Below are 16,272 nucleotides of genomic sequence, written 5' to 3' on the forward strand. Positions count from 1 at the left end.
ATATGCACACAAAAATTCTCGGAACAGGTAGCTATCTACCTGTGCAAGTTCGTAGCAATCAAGATCTTGAAAAAATGGTTGAAACCAGTGACCAATGGATTGTTGATCGAACCGGTATCTCTGAGCGGCGTATTGCTGCAACAGACGAATCGGTTTCAACAATGGGTTATCAAGCGGCATTAAAAGCGCTTGAAATGGCTGGGATAGAAGCCAGTGATCTTGATATGATTGTTTGCGGAACCACAAGTGCATCAAACGCATTTCCTGCAGCAGCATGCGAAATTCAAGCCTTATTAGGCGTCAAAAATATTCCTGCCTTTGATATTGCAGCCGCATGTTCTGGTTTTATTTATGCCTTATCCGTTGCAGATCAATTTGTTAAAAATGGTTCTGCTAAAAAAGTATTAGTCATTGGTTCAGATGTATTGTCGCGGATGTGTGATCCTTCTGATCGCTCCACGGTGATTTTGTTTGGTGATGGCGCTGGCGCTGCGATTATTGGTGTCAGTGATACCCCAGGTATTATTGCAACCCATATTTATGCAGATGGTAGCCAAGGGGACTTATTAAAATGTTCTTTCCCGCCTCGCGCCAATGAAAGTTCTACAGCGGTCGGTTTTATGACGATGAAAGGCAACGATGTCTTTAAAGTGGCCGTGACACAGTTATCGAATGTCGTCACCGAAACCCTGCGCCTTAATAATGTCGATAAATCTGAAATTGACTGGTTAGTACCACATCAAGCTAACTTTCGCATTATCAATGCCACAGCAAAAAAATTGAACATGAGCTTAGATAAAGTGGTGCTTACCTTAGCTAGGCATGGTAATACCTCAGCCGCTTCCGTACCCATTGCATTAGATGAAGCCGTTCGTGATGGCCGAATTCAGCGTGGGCAATTACTATTGCTGGAAGCCTTCGGTGGCGGTTTTGCTTGGGGCAGTGCATTAATTCGTTTTTAATTTTCAAATTATTTTTTACAGGTAACCGTTTATGGAAAATGTTGCTTTTGTATTCCCTGGTCAAGGTTCTCAGGCCGTAGGGATGTTAGCTGAATTAGCTCAAACTCATGCCATTATTGGCCAAACCTTTGCCGAGGCGAGTGATGCTTTAGGTTATGATTTATGGGATCTTGTTGCCAATGGCCCAGCTGAAACCTTAAATGAAACCGATAAAACTCAGCCTGCATTACTCACAGCAAGTGTGGCTATTTGGCGGGCATATCTAGCGTCTAACAAGCCTATGCCTTCAATACTTGCAGGCCATAGTCTTGGAGAATATTCCGCTTTAGTATGTGCCGGGGTGATTGAATTTACCGATGCTGTTAAATTGGTTGAGCTACGCGGAAAATTAATGCAACAAGCTGTACCTGCGGGTTCTGGAGCTATGTTTGCCATTATTGGACTTGCTGATGATGCTATTGCCACTGCATGTACGGAATCGGCGCAAGGTGATGTGGTGAGTCCTGTGAATTACAATAGTCCAGGGCAAGTTGTTATAGCGGGTGAAAAAGCCGCTGTAGAGCGCGCAGCAGCTGCGTGTAAAGCTGCAGGTGCTAAAATGGCAGTCGCGCTACCTGTTAGCGTACCGTCCCATTGTGCATTAATGAAGCCTGCAGCCGATGAATTAGCTAAAGCCTTAATTGAGATGACGTTTTCTGAGCCTAGCATCAAGGTAATCAATAACGTTGATGTGGCAATGCCAACCGACGCTCAAGCAATTAAAGATGCGTTAGTGCGCCAATTGTATTGCCCGGTACGGTGGAGCGAAACTGTTGAGTGTATGGCGACACAAGGTGTTACAAAATTAGTAGAGTGTGGACCTGGTAAAGTATTAACCGGTTTAACAAAAAGAATTAATAAATCGATATCCGCTCAAGCGGTTAATGATGTTGCTTCATTCGCAGCATTAGTCGAATAAAGGAGTTGATATGAGCTTTAGCATTAATTTAGACGGTAAGGTTGCATTAGTCACAGGTGCTAGCCGTGGTATTGGCCGCGCAATTGCAGAGTCGTTAGTACAAGCGGGTGCCATGGTTATTGGCACAGCAACCAGTGAAAAAGGTGCAGCGGCGATTCAAGCTTACCTAGGTGACAAAGGCTTCGGGATGGTGTTAAATGTCACTGATAGCCAGTCAGTGGCTGATTTATATAGCCAGATCAAAGAAAAAGCCGGTGAAGTTGATATTCTTATTAACAACGCAGGCATTACTCGTGATAATTTACTGATGCGAATGAAAGATGATGAGTGGCAAGATATCATTGACACCAATTTGACATCATTATTTAAATTGTCTAAACCAGTAATGCGATCTATGATGAAAAAACGTTTCGGACGTATAATCAGCATTGGATCAGTTGTGGGTACAATGGGTAATGCTGGCCAAGTTAATTACTCGGCGGCTAAAGCGGGTTTGATTGGATTTACAAAATCTCTTGCAAGAGAGGTTGCATCTCGTCAAATAACAGTGAATGCTATTGCACCTGGATTTATTCAGACAGATATGACAGATGAGCTGACAGTAGAGCAGCAACAAGCTATCATGTCGCAAGTTCCGATGGAACGATTAGGGCAAGCACAAGAAATTGCCAATGCAGTATTGTTTTTGGCCTCGGATTCAGCCGCTTACATCACAGGCGAAACATTGCATGTGAATGGCGGCATGTACATGGTTTAAGAGCGATAGGTAGGTAACTACCTTCATTTGAGTCAGTGTTAGTGATAATTCAATGTCATTTTTTGTGGTTAGACCACAAAATCTAAGCTTGCATTGTTATCTAATTCGAATAAACTACTCGCAATCTTACGCAAGTGCGTAATTTGAATAGGAAAGAAAACTAATGAGCAACATCGAAGAACGTGTAAAGAAAATCATCATCGAGCAACTTGGCGTTAAAGAAGAAGACGTTAAATCAGCTGCTTCTTTTGTAGACGATTTAGGCGCTGATTCTCTAGACACTGTTGAATTGGTTATGGCTCTAGAAGAAGAGTTTGATACCGAGATCCCTGACGAAGAAGCTGAAAAGATCACTACTGTTCAAGCAGCGATCGATTACGTTTCTAAGAATCAGTAATCAAGAATTCACAAAAACAGGCGGCATTTATGCCGCCTGTTTTTGTTTAAAGCATTTGTAAACGCTCGTTCCATTTAATTGCACTAGAACACCCTTCCTTATATCTCTTTAGCTTTATCGCAATAATGGCATCGTGGCAGATTTTATTTAAAGGTGAATATCATGTCTAAACGTCGTGTCGTCATCACAGGTCTCGGTCTTGTGACTCCTGTGGGTAATGATGTCGAATCTTCTTGGAATGCCTTATTGGCTGGTCACAGTGGTATTGCTCCTATTACTAAGTTTGATGCGAGTGAATATAGCACTCGTTTTAGCGGCTCAGTCAAAGATTTTGATATTGAAAAATACTTAACCAAAAAAGATGCCCGTAAAATGGATTTATTTATCCAGTACGGTATGGCTGCGGGTATTCAAGCGGTGCAAGATTCTGGCCTCGATATGAGCCAAGAGAATCCCGCTCGAATCGGTACCGCGATTGGTGCTGGTATGGGCGGCATGTGGTTAATTGAACAAGGTCATTCAGCTTTGCTCAATGGCGGCCCGCGCAAAGTGTCACCATTTTTTGTCCCTAGTACCATTATCAACATGATAGCGGGTCATTTGTCGATTATGTATGGCATGACAGGTCCTAACTTTGCAGTGACAACAGCCTGTACTACGGGTGTACACAATATCGGTTTTGCAGCACGTACTATTGCTTATGGTGATGCCGATGTAATGGTTGCCGGTGGCGCTGAAGATGTGACTAGTCCATTAGGTGTTGCAGGTTTTAGTGCAGCTAAAGCATTATCTACTCGTAATGACGATCCCAAAGCAGCCAGTCGTCCTTGGGACAAAGACCGTGACGGCTTTGTTATTGGTGATGGTGCCGGTGTCATTGTGATGGAAGAATATGAACGAGCTAAAGCCCGCGGAGCTAAAATTTACGGCGAGTTAGTTGGTTTTGGTATGAGTGGTGATGCATTCCACATGACATCGCCACCTAGTGATGGTGCGGGTGCTGCGGCGGCAATGGTTAATGCCATTAATGATGCTCAAATTGAAAAAGAGCAAGTGGGCTATATTAATGCCCATGGCACATCTACCAATGCGGGTGATAAAGCTGAAGCTGCAGCTGTAAAGTCGGTATTTGGCCCTTATGCTTATGAGGTGCTGGTGAGTTCGACTAAATCAATGACCGGACATTTATTAGGTGCCGCGGGGGCGGTAGAGGCCATTTTCACTTTGCTTGCGCTGCGCGATCAACATGTTCCACCAACGATTAATTTAGACAATCCAGATGAAGGTTGCGACTTAGATTTTGTTGCCCATACATCTCGTCGCCATCAATTTGATTATGCTTTATGTAACTCATTTGGTTTCGGCGGCACCAATGGTTCTTTATTATTCAAAAAAATCGATTAGTTTCGTTAAGCTAAAAAAAGCGCCTCTGGCGCTTTTTTTGTAATAACACAAAGTGTATCGTTATTTATAGGTACATCTTGCGATCATCAGGAGGTTTTATGGCCGGTAAAGATAGACAACTTACACTACGTTTTTTGGCTGAGCCTGCAGATGTCAATTTTGGTGGAAAGGTGCACGGCGGTGCGGTTATGAAATGGATCGATTTAGCCGCTTATGCCGCAGCCGCAGGATGGAGTGGTAAATACTGTATTACGGTTTACGCTGGTGGTATTCGCTTTGTTAAACCTATTCACGTAGGTAATATTGTTGAAGTGACTGGTAAAGTGATTTATACCGGTACTACTTCGATGCATATCGCTATTGACGTTAAAGCCGGTGACCCTAAAGAGTCAGAACGTCATTTAACCACCCATTGTATTGTCATTATGGTTGCTGTAGATGATGACGGTAATCCTATCTCAGTTCCAGAATGGATCCCCACTACCGCTGATGATATTCGTTTGCGTGATAGTGCTATGCGATTAATGGATATGCGTAAACGTATTGGGGCTGAAATGGAAGCCCACGTTAAACCTTCAGTTGTTTAAATAAAGAGGATGATATGGCCAAAGTAGCATTTATTGGTTTAGGCGTTATGGGATACCCTATGGCGGGACATTTAGTTAAGCAAGGGCATGATGTTACTGTGTACAACCGCACTGCCAGTAAAGCTCAACAATGGGTTGAACAGCATGGTGGTAAGGCTGCAGATACGCCAAAAGATGCAGCTAAAGGTCAAGATATTGTTTTTACCTGTGTGGGTAATGATGATGACTTACGCCAGGTCGTCTTAGGTGAACATGGTGTCGTTCATGGCATGCATGCGGGGGCCATTTTAGTTGACCATACTACGGCTTCTGCCGATGTTGCCCGTGAAATTGCTGCATATATTGAGCCGCTAAGTATCGCTTTTTTAGATGCGCCTGTTTCTGGTGGTCAAGCGGGTGCCGAGAATGGTGTATTAACGGTAATGATGGGTGGCGAGCAAGCGCATTTTGATACAGTTAAGCCTGTTATTGAAGCGTATAGTCGTTGCGCTGAGCTATTGGGGCCTGTCGGTGCGGGACAATTAACCAAAATGGTTAACCAAATCTGTATTGCTGGTGTGGTGCAAGGTTTAGCGGAAGGACTTCATTTTGCTAAAAGTGCCGGTTTAGATGGCTTGAAAGTGATTGAGGTCATCAGCAAAGGTGCAGCGCAAAGTTGGCAGATGGAAAACCGCTATCAAACCATGTGGCAAGGTAAATACGATTTTGGTTTTGCTATTGATTGGATGCGTAAAGATTTAGGCATTGCCCTCGATGAAGCTCGTCGCAATGGCAGCCATTTACCCGTAGCAGCGTTAGTTGATCAGTTTTACTCAGAGGTTCAGGCCATGAAAGGTAACCGCTGGGATACCTCTAGTTTACTTGCTCGTCTAGAAAAATCGCGTGATTAGTATTCATAATTTGTTGTAATAAAGTGCTATTACAGTAAAAAGCTCCGATTTTTATCGGGGCTTTTTTATTGACGATAAATAAGTAAATCGTCATTTATCTGCGTCCGTCTTTTTAATGCTAGTAAATTTATTGAATAAAAACCATCGAGTTACATGATGTAGCGCACATATTCAAAGTATTAACGCTGCTATTATCATTCCATCTAAATTAATTTTGCTTAAAGTGGATTGATTAACTAAGTTTATATTGCCGATCAATTTTAGACTACTTTATAAGTTGTTTAATAAATCGTTGGTAAATCATTTATAAACTAGGTTGTTGAGTAAGCCATAAGTAAAGTGTTGTGCTGCAGTGTGATGACCCGCGTCAGATAAAAAGAATGTGGGCATACGCTAAATTGGAGGAATGAATAGTGAACAATAAACTACTAAGCGCATTGTTTGCGGCTGGTTTTGCGGTAATGATGATGTCTTCTGCATCATTTGCTGCTGATCAGACGCTCGCAGAGTTTCACGTTGAGATGGGTGGTTGTGAAAACTGTCATGCTAATGAAGAACCGTCTGCTGATGGTGCTTATGAATTTGAACAATGTCAAAGTTGTCATGGCACACTAGCCGAAATGGACGAAAATCATAAGCCACATGATGGTGTCTTAATGTGCGCAGATTGTCATGCACCACATGAAGCCAAAGTAGGTGATAAACCAACATGTGATACATGCCATGATGATGGTCGTACAGCAAAATAAGCTATCTTTGATGGCAAAAAATACCGACATTTTGTCGGTATTTTTGTTTCTATTAGACGAATGTTACCGTGTTATTGTTGCTAGAAATATCTTCTTGTCGCTGAATAAAGAGTATCCAATCAAGTTACGCTTATCAAAAGTGGTCCTGGCATAGACTTTTCTGCTCATTAACCATCTAGGTAAGTAATCTCAATAACGTTTTTATATGGCTTAGCCGTGTCAATTTGACTGGGCTAGTGGAGATAATGGCTCAAAACCGCCACGTCATTTTTATTTTATTAGCTTAAAGTTAGGCATTCTTCAATCAAGTTAACTAGAATGAGATAACGTCAATAATCAATCGCCAATCAGTACTGATCACTAGTATTAAGGTCTATTTTTGATTGTTTTCATTATTCTTTTGACTGATATGCAGACGAGGCCATGGTTGTTAGTATTACCTTGTTTGAATATAGGTTTAGCATTGAAGGCTGTTGATTTAATCACATGGAGTGTATCAAATGTTTAAAGTCGTAAATTGGATGATAGTATCGAGGTCTGAGTTATTAGTCGATTTGCTCGATTGCCGATGGCCACAAGAGTTTTTGGTTAAATTAACTAAAACCCAGCCTAGCAATATGGCTAAAATGTTAGCAGTTGAACCGATTGTGATAGTTTTTTTTGACCTATCAACCATAGATTTACAACAAGCTTATCAATTGCAACGCCTGATTGAACGTGAATATTGCTCTATTCATACTGTGTTTATCAATTTCCCTAAGCAGCTTGATACCCGATTCCTTATTCATCCTTTAACGATAGGGGTGTTTTATACTGATAGCAGCCTTGCAGAAATTAGCATTGGTTTAAATGACATAATGAAAGGTCGAAGAGTCATACCGCAGGATTTATTACGTTCAATGGTGGACGATGATAATCATGATGATAATGAGCAGTTAACAATCCGCGAACGTGAAGTGCTACAAACCTTGCTAACTGGCAGTACCAATTTAGACATAGCTAACCAATTATTTGTAAGTGAATCAACCATCAAAACGCATTTATATCGCGCCTTTAGAAAAATCGGTGTGTCTAGTCGTGGCCAAGCAATTGCTTGGGCGCAAACTCACATGCATGAAGTAAGGTTATAAGCACTTGCTTGTCGGTTAATCATATGGCGAAAAAACACAAGATAAAAAGAGGTATTCAGAGATACCTCTTTTTATTTTTGAGTGATTAACCAAGCCACAATGATGTTTTAGATGCATCTTTGATGCTAAGGGAAATAGTATCTAAAGCGGCTTCACTAATTGGCAAGGTTCCTTGCATCAGTTCATCACGTCTAAACCAGTGTAGGCTGATTTGCTCACCAACAGTCAAGCTTTGCAATTGCTGTTCAAATTGTGCTGTAACTTGTAAATTATCTGCTGCAATTAATAAATCACCCGCACTAAGACCCGCTTGATGGGCCGGACTGTGTTGGATGACGCTCAACACTTTTAAGCCCAATGATTCCGCTTTTGTTCTAGCACCAAAGCCAATGTTAAAGCCTTTAGCATCACCGCCACCTAAATCTGTGTTACCTTCGCTTGCTCGAAGCGTCATAGACACCCCAACCTGAGCCAGTAAGGCTTCAAGCGGTATATCATCACAGCTATTGAGGTAAGCAAATACATCATCACATGGACGTTTTAGGATGGTTTCAACAATCCGTTGATGGCTAAGCGGATCGGTACCGACACCGGTTAAGCCGTATTGTTGCCAAAGCTGACGCATAACATCGTCTAAACTTTTTTGCCCCTGGGTTTCAATGCGAAGAGTTAAATCTAAAAATAACCCAAACAGTGCCCCTTTGGTGTAATAGCTGACAATGGCATTAGCGGCATTTTCATCTTGCTTATAAAACTTGGTCCAAGCATTAAAACTTGACTGTTTTAGGGTTTGCTTAAAACGACCTTGACCTCTATATACTCGGGTCATAATTTGGCTAAGCAAGGTAAGGTAAGCGGCTTGATCAATACATTGAGATTTAAAGGTAATTAAATCATCATAGTACGAAGTAATCCCCTCATATGCCCATAGTTGCTCTGTGTAAGACTCTTGCGATAAATCAAATGGGCTAAATTCAGCCGGTTTAATCCGTTTCACATTCCATGAGTGAAAGTATTCATGGCTGCACAGTGACAAATAAGTGCGGTAACCTTTATCGACTGGTGCTTCTAATGACTGAGGTAAATCATTACGTGAACACATTAGTGCAGTTGAGGCTTTATGCTCTAAGCCACCAAAACCATTGTCTAAAACAGTGGTCATAAATACATAGCGTTCAAATGGAGCTGGCGTGCCAAATAAATTGATTTGGTATTCGCATATGGCTTTAAGGTCTTTGGCTAAGCGAGCCATGTTGGCTCTATGCTTACCACTTAATACGATATCGTGAGGCACGCCGGCTACATAAAATGTCTCTATGGTTAGCTCGCCCATTTCAACCGGATGATCGATTAAGTCGTCATAGTTTTCCGCGCTAAAATCACCAAAGCCGAATTGCTCGCCAGTGGTTCGAGTCATGCTGGTGGCCAAGGTCCAATGGGATAATTCAGCTAGTGCTGGTGTTGCAATTGTGACTCTATGAGATTGAGATTCCAGCCCTTTGGCGGCTAAAAACACACTACTGCCATTGAAGAAGCCATGATTAGTGTCCAAATGTGCAGTGCGGACAGACAAGTCCCAAGCATAAATTTGGTAGCATAAGGTAATATGGCTACCCTGATTATTTAACTGCCAGGTTTGTTTGTCTAATTGAGTAACGGATAGCGGTTGTTGATTTTCTTTAGCATCAATGTCAATTATGTTTTTAGCAAAATCGCGGATCATGTAGCTACCGGGTAGCCAAGCGGGTAAACAAAAAACTTGTGATGGAGATGCTTCAGAGACAGTTAACGTGACTTCAAATAAGTGTGCTTTTGGATCGATCGCATGGATATGGTAATGCATAAAGAATTCCGAATAAGTAGGCGAGTCACAATCAAAACGATTGAGCTATAATCGACAATGCTGCCAAAAATGCCGACGTTAAGCAAACGAATCCCATTTTGAGCAAAAGATTATCCATAATGAGCGGTTTTACTGGAGTGATAGTTCAAAGAATTGATAGTATTATCAAAAGCAACAATGCAGTTATTTAATGAGGGCCCCAAAATGGCTGAAGAAACCATATTTAGCAAAATTATTCGTCGTGAAATTCCAGCGGATATTTTATATCAAGATGATTTAGTTACTGCATTTAGGGATATTGCACCGCAAGCTCCTACCCATATTTTGATTATTCCTAACCATCTAATCGCCACGACTAATGATGTTAAGGCCTCTGATGAACAAGCATTAGGCCGGATGATGACGGTCGCGGCTAAACTTGCTGATGAAGCCGGTATTGCACAAGACGGTTATCGATTAATTATGAATTGTAATAAACACGCTGGCCAAGAGGTTTATCATATCCACATACATCTTTTGGGCGGTAAGCCGTTAGGCCCAATGCTGAGTCGTGACTAATGAAAATCAATAGCGATTTTTTTCCGTTAACCGAAGTGGCCAGTCGATTTGTTAATCAGTTAGCTCAATGCCGCCGTTTAGGGCTTACTGTCCAAGAGGCCAGTGAGCATCACGTGCTTATTGAGTTACCTTACAGCCAAGACATCATTGGTTATCCTGACACCGGGGTGATCCATGGCGGGGTGATTACCACCCTAATAGACACCGCCTGTGGCACGGCAGTGGTATGTGCAATTTTAAAAAAATATCAATCGTTAGAATTGTCACCGACACTGGATTTACGGGTCGATTACATGAAACCTGCTGAGCCGCATAAATCGGTTTATGGGTTTGCAGAATGCTATCGATTATCGCCAAGCGTGGCTTTTACCCGCGCGATAGCTTACCAAGACAGTATTGATGAACCTATTGCTCACGCTGTGGGATCGTTTATGCGCATTAGCCCAGAAATGGTTGGTGAATCGTTTCGGCAAGCATTAATGGGTAATTTGCCGGAGACGAAATCATGAGTGAGCCAAGCAATATCAGTACACAAACGGGTTTAGATGTTCAAGATGTGGTCAAACGGGCCATAGAGTTAAATGACTATAGTTATCTTCTTGAAAAAGTACCTTACTCACAATTTATAGGTATGTCTGTGGCGCGTTTTGGCGATGAAATGGTATTTAAATTACCCGCTAAAGATGACAATATTGGTAATCCTATATTACCTGCTATTCACGGTGGTGTGCTTGCTGGGTTTATGGAAATGTCAGCTATTGTGCAGTTAATGGTGTTTATGCAAGCTAAGAAAGTGCCTAAGATTGTCGATTTTTCAATTGATTATTTACGCGCAGGTTTGCATCAAGACACCTTTGCTGAATGCAAAATTACTCGCCAAGGTCGTAGAGTAGCAAACGTCAGCATGAACTGTTGGCAAACCAACCGCAAGCAGCTGATTGCGACAGCACGAGCACATTTTCTACTGGATTAGTCATGATGTGCTGCTGTGTTAGAGACAAGTTCAATTGCATCTATTTATTAAGGGAATATTGTATGAAAACATCATTATTATGTCTTATCGCTTCTGCGCTGTTACTTTCGGCTTGTGCGCATAATACTGCGGGTATCTCTGCTAATTCTAGTGGCCAACTTAGGGTTGATAATACCTCATTTGCTCGTGACGTTAACGTGACCGATATTTCATCACTTATGGTCGCGGACTTAATCAAAGCGTCAGCATTGATTCAAAGCCAATCGAGTACTGATTTGCGTATTCAATACAAATTCACTTGGTTCGATGCGAGTGGATTTACCGTTGAAGATGAAGCAAGCAGCTGGAAATCAGTTAAATTACATGGCAAGCAGCAGTTACAAGTCGGTGCGGTTGCGCCCAATTCGCAAGTCACCCGATTTGAGGTCTATGTGAGGCAAGCATTCTCCAATTAGACTCCATTATCATTAGCTTTAAGCTTATTTATAACAATAATCGATGTGATTTAGTGTGAGGGTTAATTAATTGCATTGTTGAGTTATCAAATTGTGTCACTGCTCGTGTATTCATATTGAAGTTAGTTTATAATCGAGACCGCCAAGGGGTGTTCAGTAAAACCTGAACTGAGATGTCTGTATGACGAACCCTTAGAACCTGATCCGGCTTATACCGGCGTAGGAATGGGCCACACTATAACTCGGTGCACCTCTTATTCGCTACTCTTGCCGGATCTCAAAATTACTATTTGAGGTCCTATGTTCACGAAAAATTCTATTAGATTACACCACACCCCCATTGCCTTAGCGGTGATTACAGCCATAAGCTCACCTATTGCTATGGCTAAAACCGCTGATGTTGAACGCGTAACACCTGAATATGAAAAAATGGAAGTCATTGTCGTTAATGCTGATTTTAGTAATATCAGCCTTGAGAAAATGCCCTCCAGTGTCACCGTTATTGATGCGCAACAATTAGAAGATGAAGGCGCACAGCATTTTGAAGATGTGCTCAATTCGATTGCTAACTTTAATTGGTCTGGTGGTAGCTCTCGACCTAAATACTTCCAAATTCGCGGTGTTGGTGAGCAAGAGCAATATCAAGGTGCACCTAACTCATCAGTTGGTTTTGTGGTCGATGACATCGATCTATCAGGCCTTGGCATGGTATCGAGTATGTACGACATGCAACAGGTTGAAGTGTTGCGTGGTCCGCAGGGGACTCAGTATGGTGCCAACGCATTAGCCGGATTAATTTACCTAAAAAGTAACGACCCTACAGAGTCGTTTGAGCATGGCGCAAAAGTCAGCTTAGGTGACGATAACCTGCGCACTCTGTCAGGATTCAGCTCCGGCCCGCTCAATGACTCAGGCAAACTACTCTACCGGGTATCGTTAGAGCAACATAACCAAAATGGTTATCGTGACAACCTTTATCTTAATCGCGACGATACCAATGAGCGTGACGAGTTGACTGCCAGAGCGAAGTTACGTTGGTATGCGACTGACGATTTGCAAGTTGATTTAACCTTGTTACATGCAAACTTTGATAATGGCTACGATGTGTGGACATTAGACAATAATCCCAGCAACACCCTAACTGACCAACCTGGCGTCGATACGCAAAAAACCTCCGGTGCTGGGATTAAATTTATTTATTCAGGTATACCAACATTTGATTTCACGTCGTTAACCTCATTTGCGCAAACCGACCACCATAATGGTTATGATGGCGATTGGGCTAATCCAGAATATTGGGCAAGCAAACAATGTGCAGCTTATGATGACTCTGGTGCCGTTAATGGCAGCGAACCTTGTGTTTACGATTATACCTGGGATAAAAAGGGCGACCGTAAAACCTTTACCCAAGAATTTCGTCTATCGTCAAAAACCGCTGGGCGTATTTTCGCCGGCAGCACCGACTGGTTAGTTGGCGTGTATGCGATGAATTTACAAGAAGATAATGACTTGTATTCAGAGTACAACACTTATCCAGATGAAGTGCTGCAGTCCAGTTACGATGCGACCAATTATGCGGTATTTGCTCAATTAGACAGCCATTTAGGTGATGAATATTTATTGTCTACAGGACTACGACTTGAACGTCGTGACAGTGATTATAGTGACAGTAATGAAGATAATTTCGCCCCATCAGAAGATATGTGGGGCGGGCATATTGCGTTATCAAAAGCCATTAATGCTGACCACAATGCCTATTTACGTATTGCCCGCGGTTATAAAGCGGGTGGTTTTAATATGACATTACCAGCTCAATTATCAGACAAAAAAGAGTTCGATACTGAGATCCTATATAACTATGAATTGGGCTTAAAATCGAGCTGGTTTGACGGTGAAGTCGATTCTACATTTGCGCTATTTTATATGGATCGCCAAGATCAACAAGTCGCCGCGTCGTTACAAGATCCCGATAGCCCACAGCGATTTATTCTATTTACTGAAAATGCAGGTAGCTCGAATAACTATGGTGCAGAACTCGATGCTAAATGGTATTTAACCGAGAATATTGAGTTTTATGGCAGCTTTGGTTGGTTAGAAACCGAATATGGCCAATATCAATACAGCGATAAATATGGCTCAACTGTCGATTTGTCTGGCCGTGAACTGGCTCATTCACCTAACGTTACCTACAGTGCCGGTATGACCTATGTTGCTGACTCTGGTTGGTTTGCCAACGTGAATGCCAGTGGTAAAAGTCAGTTTTATTACTCGGACAGCAACGAGTCCAAGTCAGATGCTTATACCATTTATAATGCCCGTGTAGGTTATGAAACGCCAACTTGGTCGGCTTATTTATGGGGCCGTAATGTGTTTGATGAGCAGTATGGCGTGCGTGGTTTTTATTTTGGCAACGAGCCAGATCAAGGCTGGGCAGAGAAGCAATATATTCGTTACGGTGACCCTCGCCAGTTAGGTGTGACCTTAGAAGTCCAATTTATGTAATTAAACAAGGCCGCTGTAACTTAATTTACAGCGGTGTTAATTAAGGCATTAACATGAAATTAACAGCAGAAATCAGCATGTATCCGTTGAATGAAAATTATCTTGATCCGATTAAGTGGTTTATCGGCAGACTAGATAGTTATAGCAGTATTGAACGAGTCACTAATGCGATGGCAACACAGGTGTGTGGCGAGTATGCGGATGTAATGTCGATGCTAGCCATTGAAATGCAAGCGGCTCATCAGAAATGGGGCAAGGCTGTGTTCGTGTGTAAATTTATCGGTGGTGAACTTGACCTTGCACATAGCGAATAACATTCATGAATGATTTATTGTTAACGCTGCAACAAGCCTTGAGTGAGGCGTCATTAATGACGTTTTGGGAGGCGATTGCGGTTATGTTAGCCTTGGCTTACTTAATTCTGGCGATGAAGACCAATATTTGGTGCTGGTCTGCCGCATTCGTTAGCACTGCGATTTACACGGTATTATTTTGGAATGTTTCCTTGTTGATGGAATCGGTGCTCAATATCTATTACATGGGGATGGCGGTATACGGTTATTGGTTGTGGTTACATGTACCAGACTTGCAGCATAGAAATTCCCACAATATTGATTCACATAATAATACTCATCACACCATAGATACTCACCAGCTGAATATAACCAGTTGGTCTTGGAGTGCTCATGCCGTTGTGATTAGCGTAACATCATTGGTTTCTATGCTGGTGGGGTATGTTATGGCCAATTATACCTCGGCAGCATTTCCCTATGTTGACGCGGCAACCACGTGTTTTGCGGTAGTAACAACCTACTTAGTCGCCAAAAAAGTGTTGGAGAACTGGCTTTATTGGGTAGTCATTGATTTTGTGTCTATCTATTTGTACTTCCAAAAAGGCTTGATGTTGACCTCTGGGCTGTTTGTTTTATATGTCGCGATGGCCTTGGGTGGCTACATCATGTGGCGCAAGAAATATCGTCACAATATAATACAGCAACAGAATACCATCCAAGAAGTGGTTGGCGCATAGCCAACTACTTTCCCTTTTTAATAGAGTAAATATCAGATGCCACAAGCCTTGTTATCTCTGCCTAATGAGATACTTGATATGATTGAGCAAACGATGCCAGTCCCATTGTTTCAGCAACTTGCTGCACAATGTACGGCGGTAATGGTTTTTAATATAGGCATGAGCAATATTAATATTAAGCTCTGTTGTAACGATGGCGATAAGGTATTAAGAGTCAATCAAGCTCACAGTAATTGGTGTGATAGAAAGCTTGAAGTGGCTTGTTGGCAAGTCGCGATGGCAGCTAACATTGCACCGGCCCTGATTTGGGTCAGTGATAATAATCAAATATATTTAAGTGAGTTTATTGATCAGCAAAACATGGATTGGTCGATCTTTTTTACAATGCGTGGTCAGGCATCGATTCGACAAGCAACAACGACGCAGATTACAGCAGTGGATGCGGTGCCTTTATTAAGCGAATTATTTCGAACGCTCAGTGGATTACCCATACCGAATAAAAGTATGACTGTGAGCACTCAGTGGCAACAATACGCACATCAATTAGACTCATTAAGTGCATCTCAAACCAATTTGCAGTGGCAACACGCTTGGCAGCAATTATTGCGCTTAAATGGCCTTGTTCGACAGTGGTTATCGCAGCTGGAGGCTTGTGTGTTGCTGCCTGCTTTTTGTCATCGAGATTTGACCCCGCATAATTTACTGCTCAGCGGTCATCAATCGCAGCGCTTATTATGCATTGATTATGAATACGCGGTGGCCAGTCATCCGTTATTTGATTTAGCCAGTGTGATCGCCACACATGAGTTATCATCAAGGCAAGTAAATCAATTAGTTGATAGCGTTATCTTGCAGTATTGCCAAACCTCTAATCTTACAGATGTTGCTGCAGCTAAAGCGGCATTACCAGCAGCCATCAATTGTTTTTGGCTATTTTCAGCGATGTGGGCATTATTAATGGCCGCCAAAGAACCACAAAAACCCACACAATACATACATTACTTTACAAAATATTTTACATTAATGACTTGCTAATATGCCCTGATAACGTACAAATAAGATAAGTTTTGCAAAGGG

General features: G+C 42.1%; 18 protein-coding genes and 1 riboswitch. Of the genes, 17 read left to right on the forward strand and 1 reads right to left on the reverse strand.

The genetic code is table 11. The features are described 5' to 3' along the window. Positions 1-2 precede the first annotated feature (2 nt). From H5114_RS03795 to H5114_RS03835, 9 genes are all read left to right on the forward strand, one after another. Positions 3-962 (forward strand): beta-ketoacyl-ACP synthase III, encoded by a 960-nt coding sequence (locus H5114_RS03795; RefSeq protein ID WP_124015735.1) that lies wholly within the window; start codon positions 3-5, stop codon positions 960-962. Between the two features lie 31 nt (positions 963-993). Further along, complete coding sequence (fabD, locus tag H5114_RS03800; RefSeq protein ID WP_182722255.1) at positions 994-1,920, forward strand: ACP S-malonyltransferase; 927 nt, start codon at positions 994-996, stop codon at positions 1,918-1,920. 10 nt (positions 1,921-1,930) lie between these two features. Beyond that, positions 1,931-2,677, forward strand: coding sequence for a 3-oxoacyl-ACP reductase FabG (gene fabG, locus H5114_RS03805; RefSeq protein ID WP_011636971.1), 747 nt, complete (start codon positions 1,931-1,933; stop codon positions 2,675-2,677). Between the two features lie 163 nt (positions 2,678-2,840). After that, positions 2,841-3,074: an acyl carrier protein gene (acpP, locus tag H5114_RS03810; RefSeq protein WP_011496723.1), complete on the forward strand. Its 234-nt coding sequence runs from the start codon at positions 2,841-2,843 to the stop codon at positions 3,072-3,074. Between the two features lie 162 nt (positions 3,075-3,236). Further along, on the forward strand, positions 3,237-4,478 hold the full coding sequence (gene fabF / locus H5114_RS03815; RefSeq protein WP_124015737.1) for a beta-ketoacyl-ACP synthase II: 1,242 nt from the start codon (positions 3,237-3,239) through the stop codon (positions 4,476-4,478). A 98-nt stretch (positions 4,479-4,576) separates the two neighbouring features. Then, on the forward strand, positions 4,577-5,065 hold the full coding sequence (locus tag H5114_RS03820) for an acyl-CoA thioesterase (protein ID WP_124015738.1): 489 nt from the start codon (positions 4,577-4,579) through the stop codon (positions 5,063-5,065). Positions 5,066-5,079: 14 nt separating this feature from the next. Next, the gene (locus tag H5114_RS03825; protein ID WP_182722256.1) at positions 5,080-5,955 is read left to right on the forward strand and encodes an NAD(P)-dependent oxidoreductase; all 876 of its coding nucleotides are present in this window, start codon (positions 5,080-5,082) and stop codon (positions 5,953-5,955) included. Between the two features lie 413 nt (positions 5,956-6,368). Beyond that, positions 6,369-6,704, forward strand: coding sequence for a tetraheme c-type cytochrome CctA (locus H5114_RS03830; RefSeq protein ID WP_124015740.1), 336 nt, complete (start codon positions 6,369-6,371; stop codon positions 6,702-6,704). 500 nt (positions 6,705-7,204) lie between these two features. Further along, a complete protein-coding gene (locus tag H5114_RS03835) occupies positions 7,205-7,834 on the forward strand; it encodes a LuxR C-terminal-related transcriptional regulator (RefSeq protein WP_124015741.1) in 630 nt (209 codons plus the stop codon). An 85-nt stretch (positions 7,835-7,919) separates the two neighbouring features. Here H5114_RS03835 and H5114_RS03840 read toward each other — a convergent pair whose 3' ends face one another. After that, positions 7,920-9,677 carry a M61 family metallopeptidase gene (locus H5114_RS03840; RefSeq protein ID WP_182722257.1) on the reverse strand — a complete coding sequence of 586 codons (1,758 nt, stop codon included), beginning with the start codon at positions 9,675-9,677 and terminating at the stop codon, positions 7,920-7,922. A gap of 204 nt (positions 9,678-9,881) precedes the next feature. On the opposite strand from H5114_RS03840, the gene hinT reads away from it, so the two are divergent. The 8 genes from hinT (at position 9,882) to H5114_RS03880 (ending at position 16,230) form a co-directional block, all read left to right on the forward strand. Then, positions 9,882-10,235 (forward strand): purine nucleoside phosphoramidase, encoded by a 354-nt coding sequence (gene hinT, locus H5114_RS03845; RefSeq protein WP_124015743.1) that lies wholly within the window; start codon positions 9,882-9,884, stop codon positions 10,233-10,235. Next, the gene (locus tag H5114_RS03850; RefSeq protein ID WP_124015744.1) at positions 10,235-10,744 is read left to right on the forward strand and encodes a PaaI family thioesterase; all 510 of its coding nucleotides are present in this window, start codon (positions 10,235-10,237) and stop codon (positions 10,742-10,744) included. The genes hinT and H5114_RS03850 overlap by 1 nt, the downstream gene beginning before the upstream one ends. Then, complete coding sequence (locus tag H5114_RS03855) at positions 10,741-11,208, forward strand: PaaI family thioesterase (RefSeq protein WP_124015745.1); 468 nt, start codon at positions 10,741-10,743, stop codon at positions 11,206-11,208. The genes H5114_RS03850 and H5114_RS03855 overlap by 4 nt, the downstream gene beginning before the upstream one ends. A gap of 62 nt (positions 11,209-11,270) precedes the next feature. Beyond that, positions 11,271-11,663: a YcfL family protein gene (locus H5114_RS03860; RefSeq protein WP_182722258.1), complete on the forward strand. Its 393-nt coding sequence runs from the start codon at positions 11,271-11,273 to the stop codon at positions 11,661-11,663. A gap of 135 nt (positions 11,664-11,798) precedes the next feature. Continuing rightward, a riboswitch (TPP riboswitch) is annotated at positions 11,799-11,906 on the forward strand. Between the two features lie 57 nt (positions 11,907-11,963). Next, positions 11,964-14,165, forward strand: coding sequence for a TonB-dependent receptor (locus H5114_RS03865; RefSeq protein ID WP_182722259.1), 2,202 nt, complete (start codon positions 11,964-11,966; stop codon positions 14,163-14,165). A 53-nt stretch (positions 14,166-14,218) separates the two neighbouring features. Further along, on the forward strand, positions 14,219-14,479 hold the full coding sequence (locus H5114_RS03870) for a hypothetical protein (protein WP_182696932.1): 261 nt from the start codon (positions 14,219-14,221) through the stop codon (positions 14,477-14,479). Positions 14,480-14,484: 5 nt separating this feature from the next. Beyond that, positions 14,485-15,195: a nicotinamide riboside transporter PnuC gene (gene pnuC, locus H5114_RS03875; RefSeq protein ID WP_124015749.1), complete on the forward strand. Its 711-nt coding sequence runs from the start codon at positions 14,485-14,487 to the stop codon at positions 15,193-15,195. A gap of 78 nt (positions 15,196-15,273) precedes the next feature. Continuing rightward, a complete protein-coding gene (locus H5114_RS03880) occupies positions 15,274-16,230 on the forward strand; it encodes a phosphotransferase (protein ID WP_182722260.1) in 957 nt (318 codons plus the stop codon). Positions 16,231-16,272: the final 42 nt, after the last annotated feature.

It is taken from the genome of Shewanella sp. SR43-8, from assembly GCF_014163775.1.
Classification (GTDB): domain Bacteria; phylum Pseudomonadota; class Gammaproteobacteria; order Enterobacterales; family Shewanellaceae; genus Shewanella; species Shewanella vesiculosa.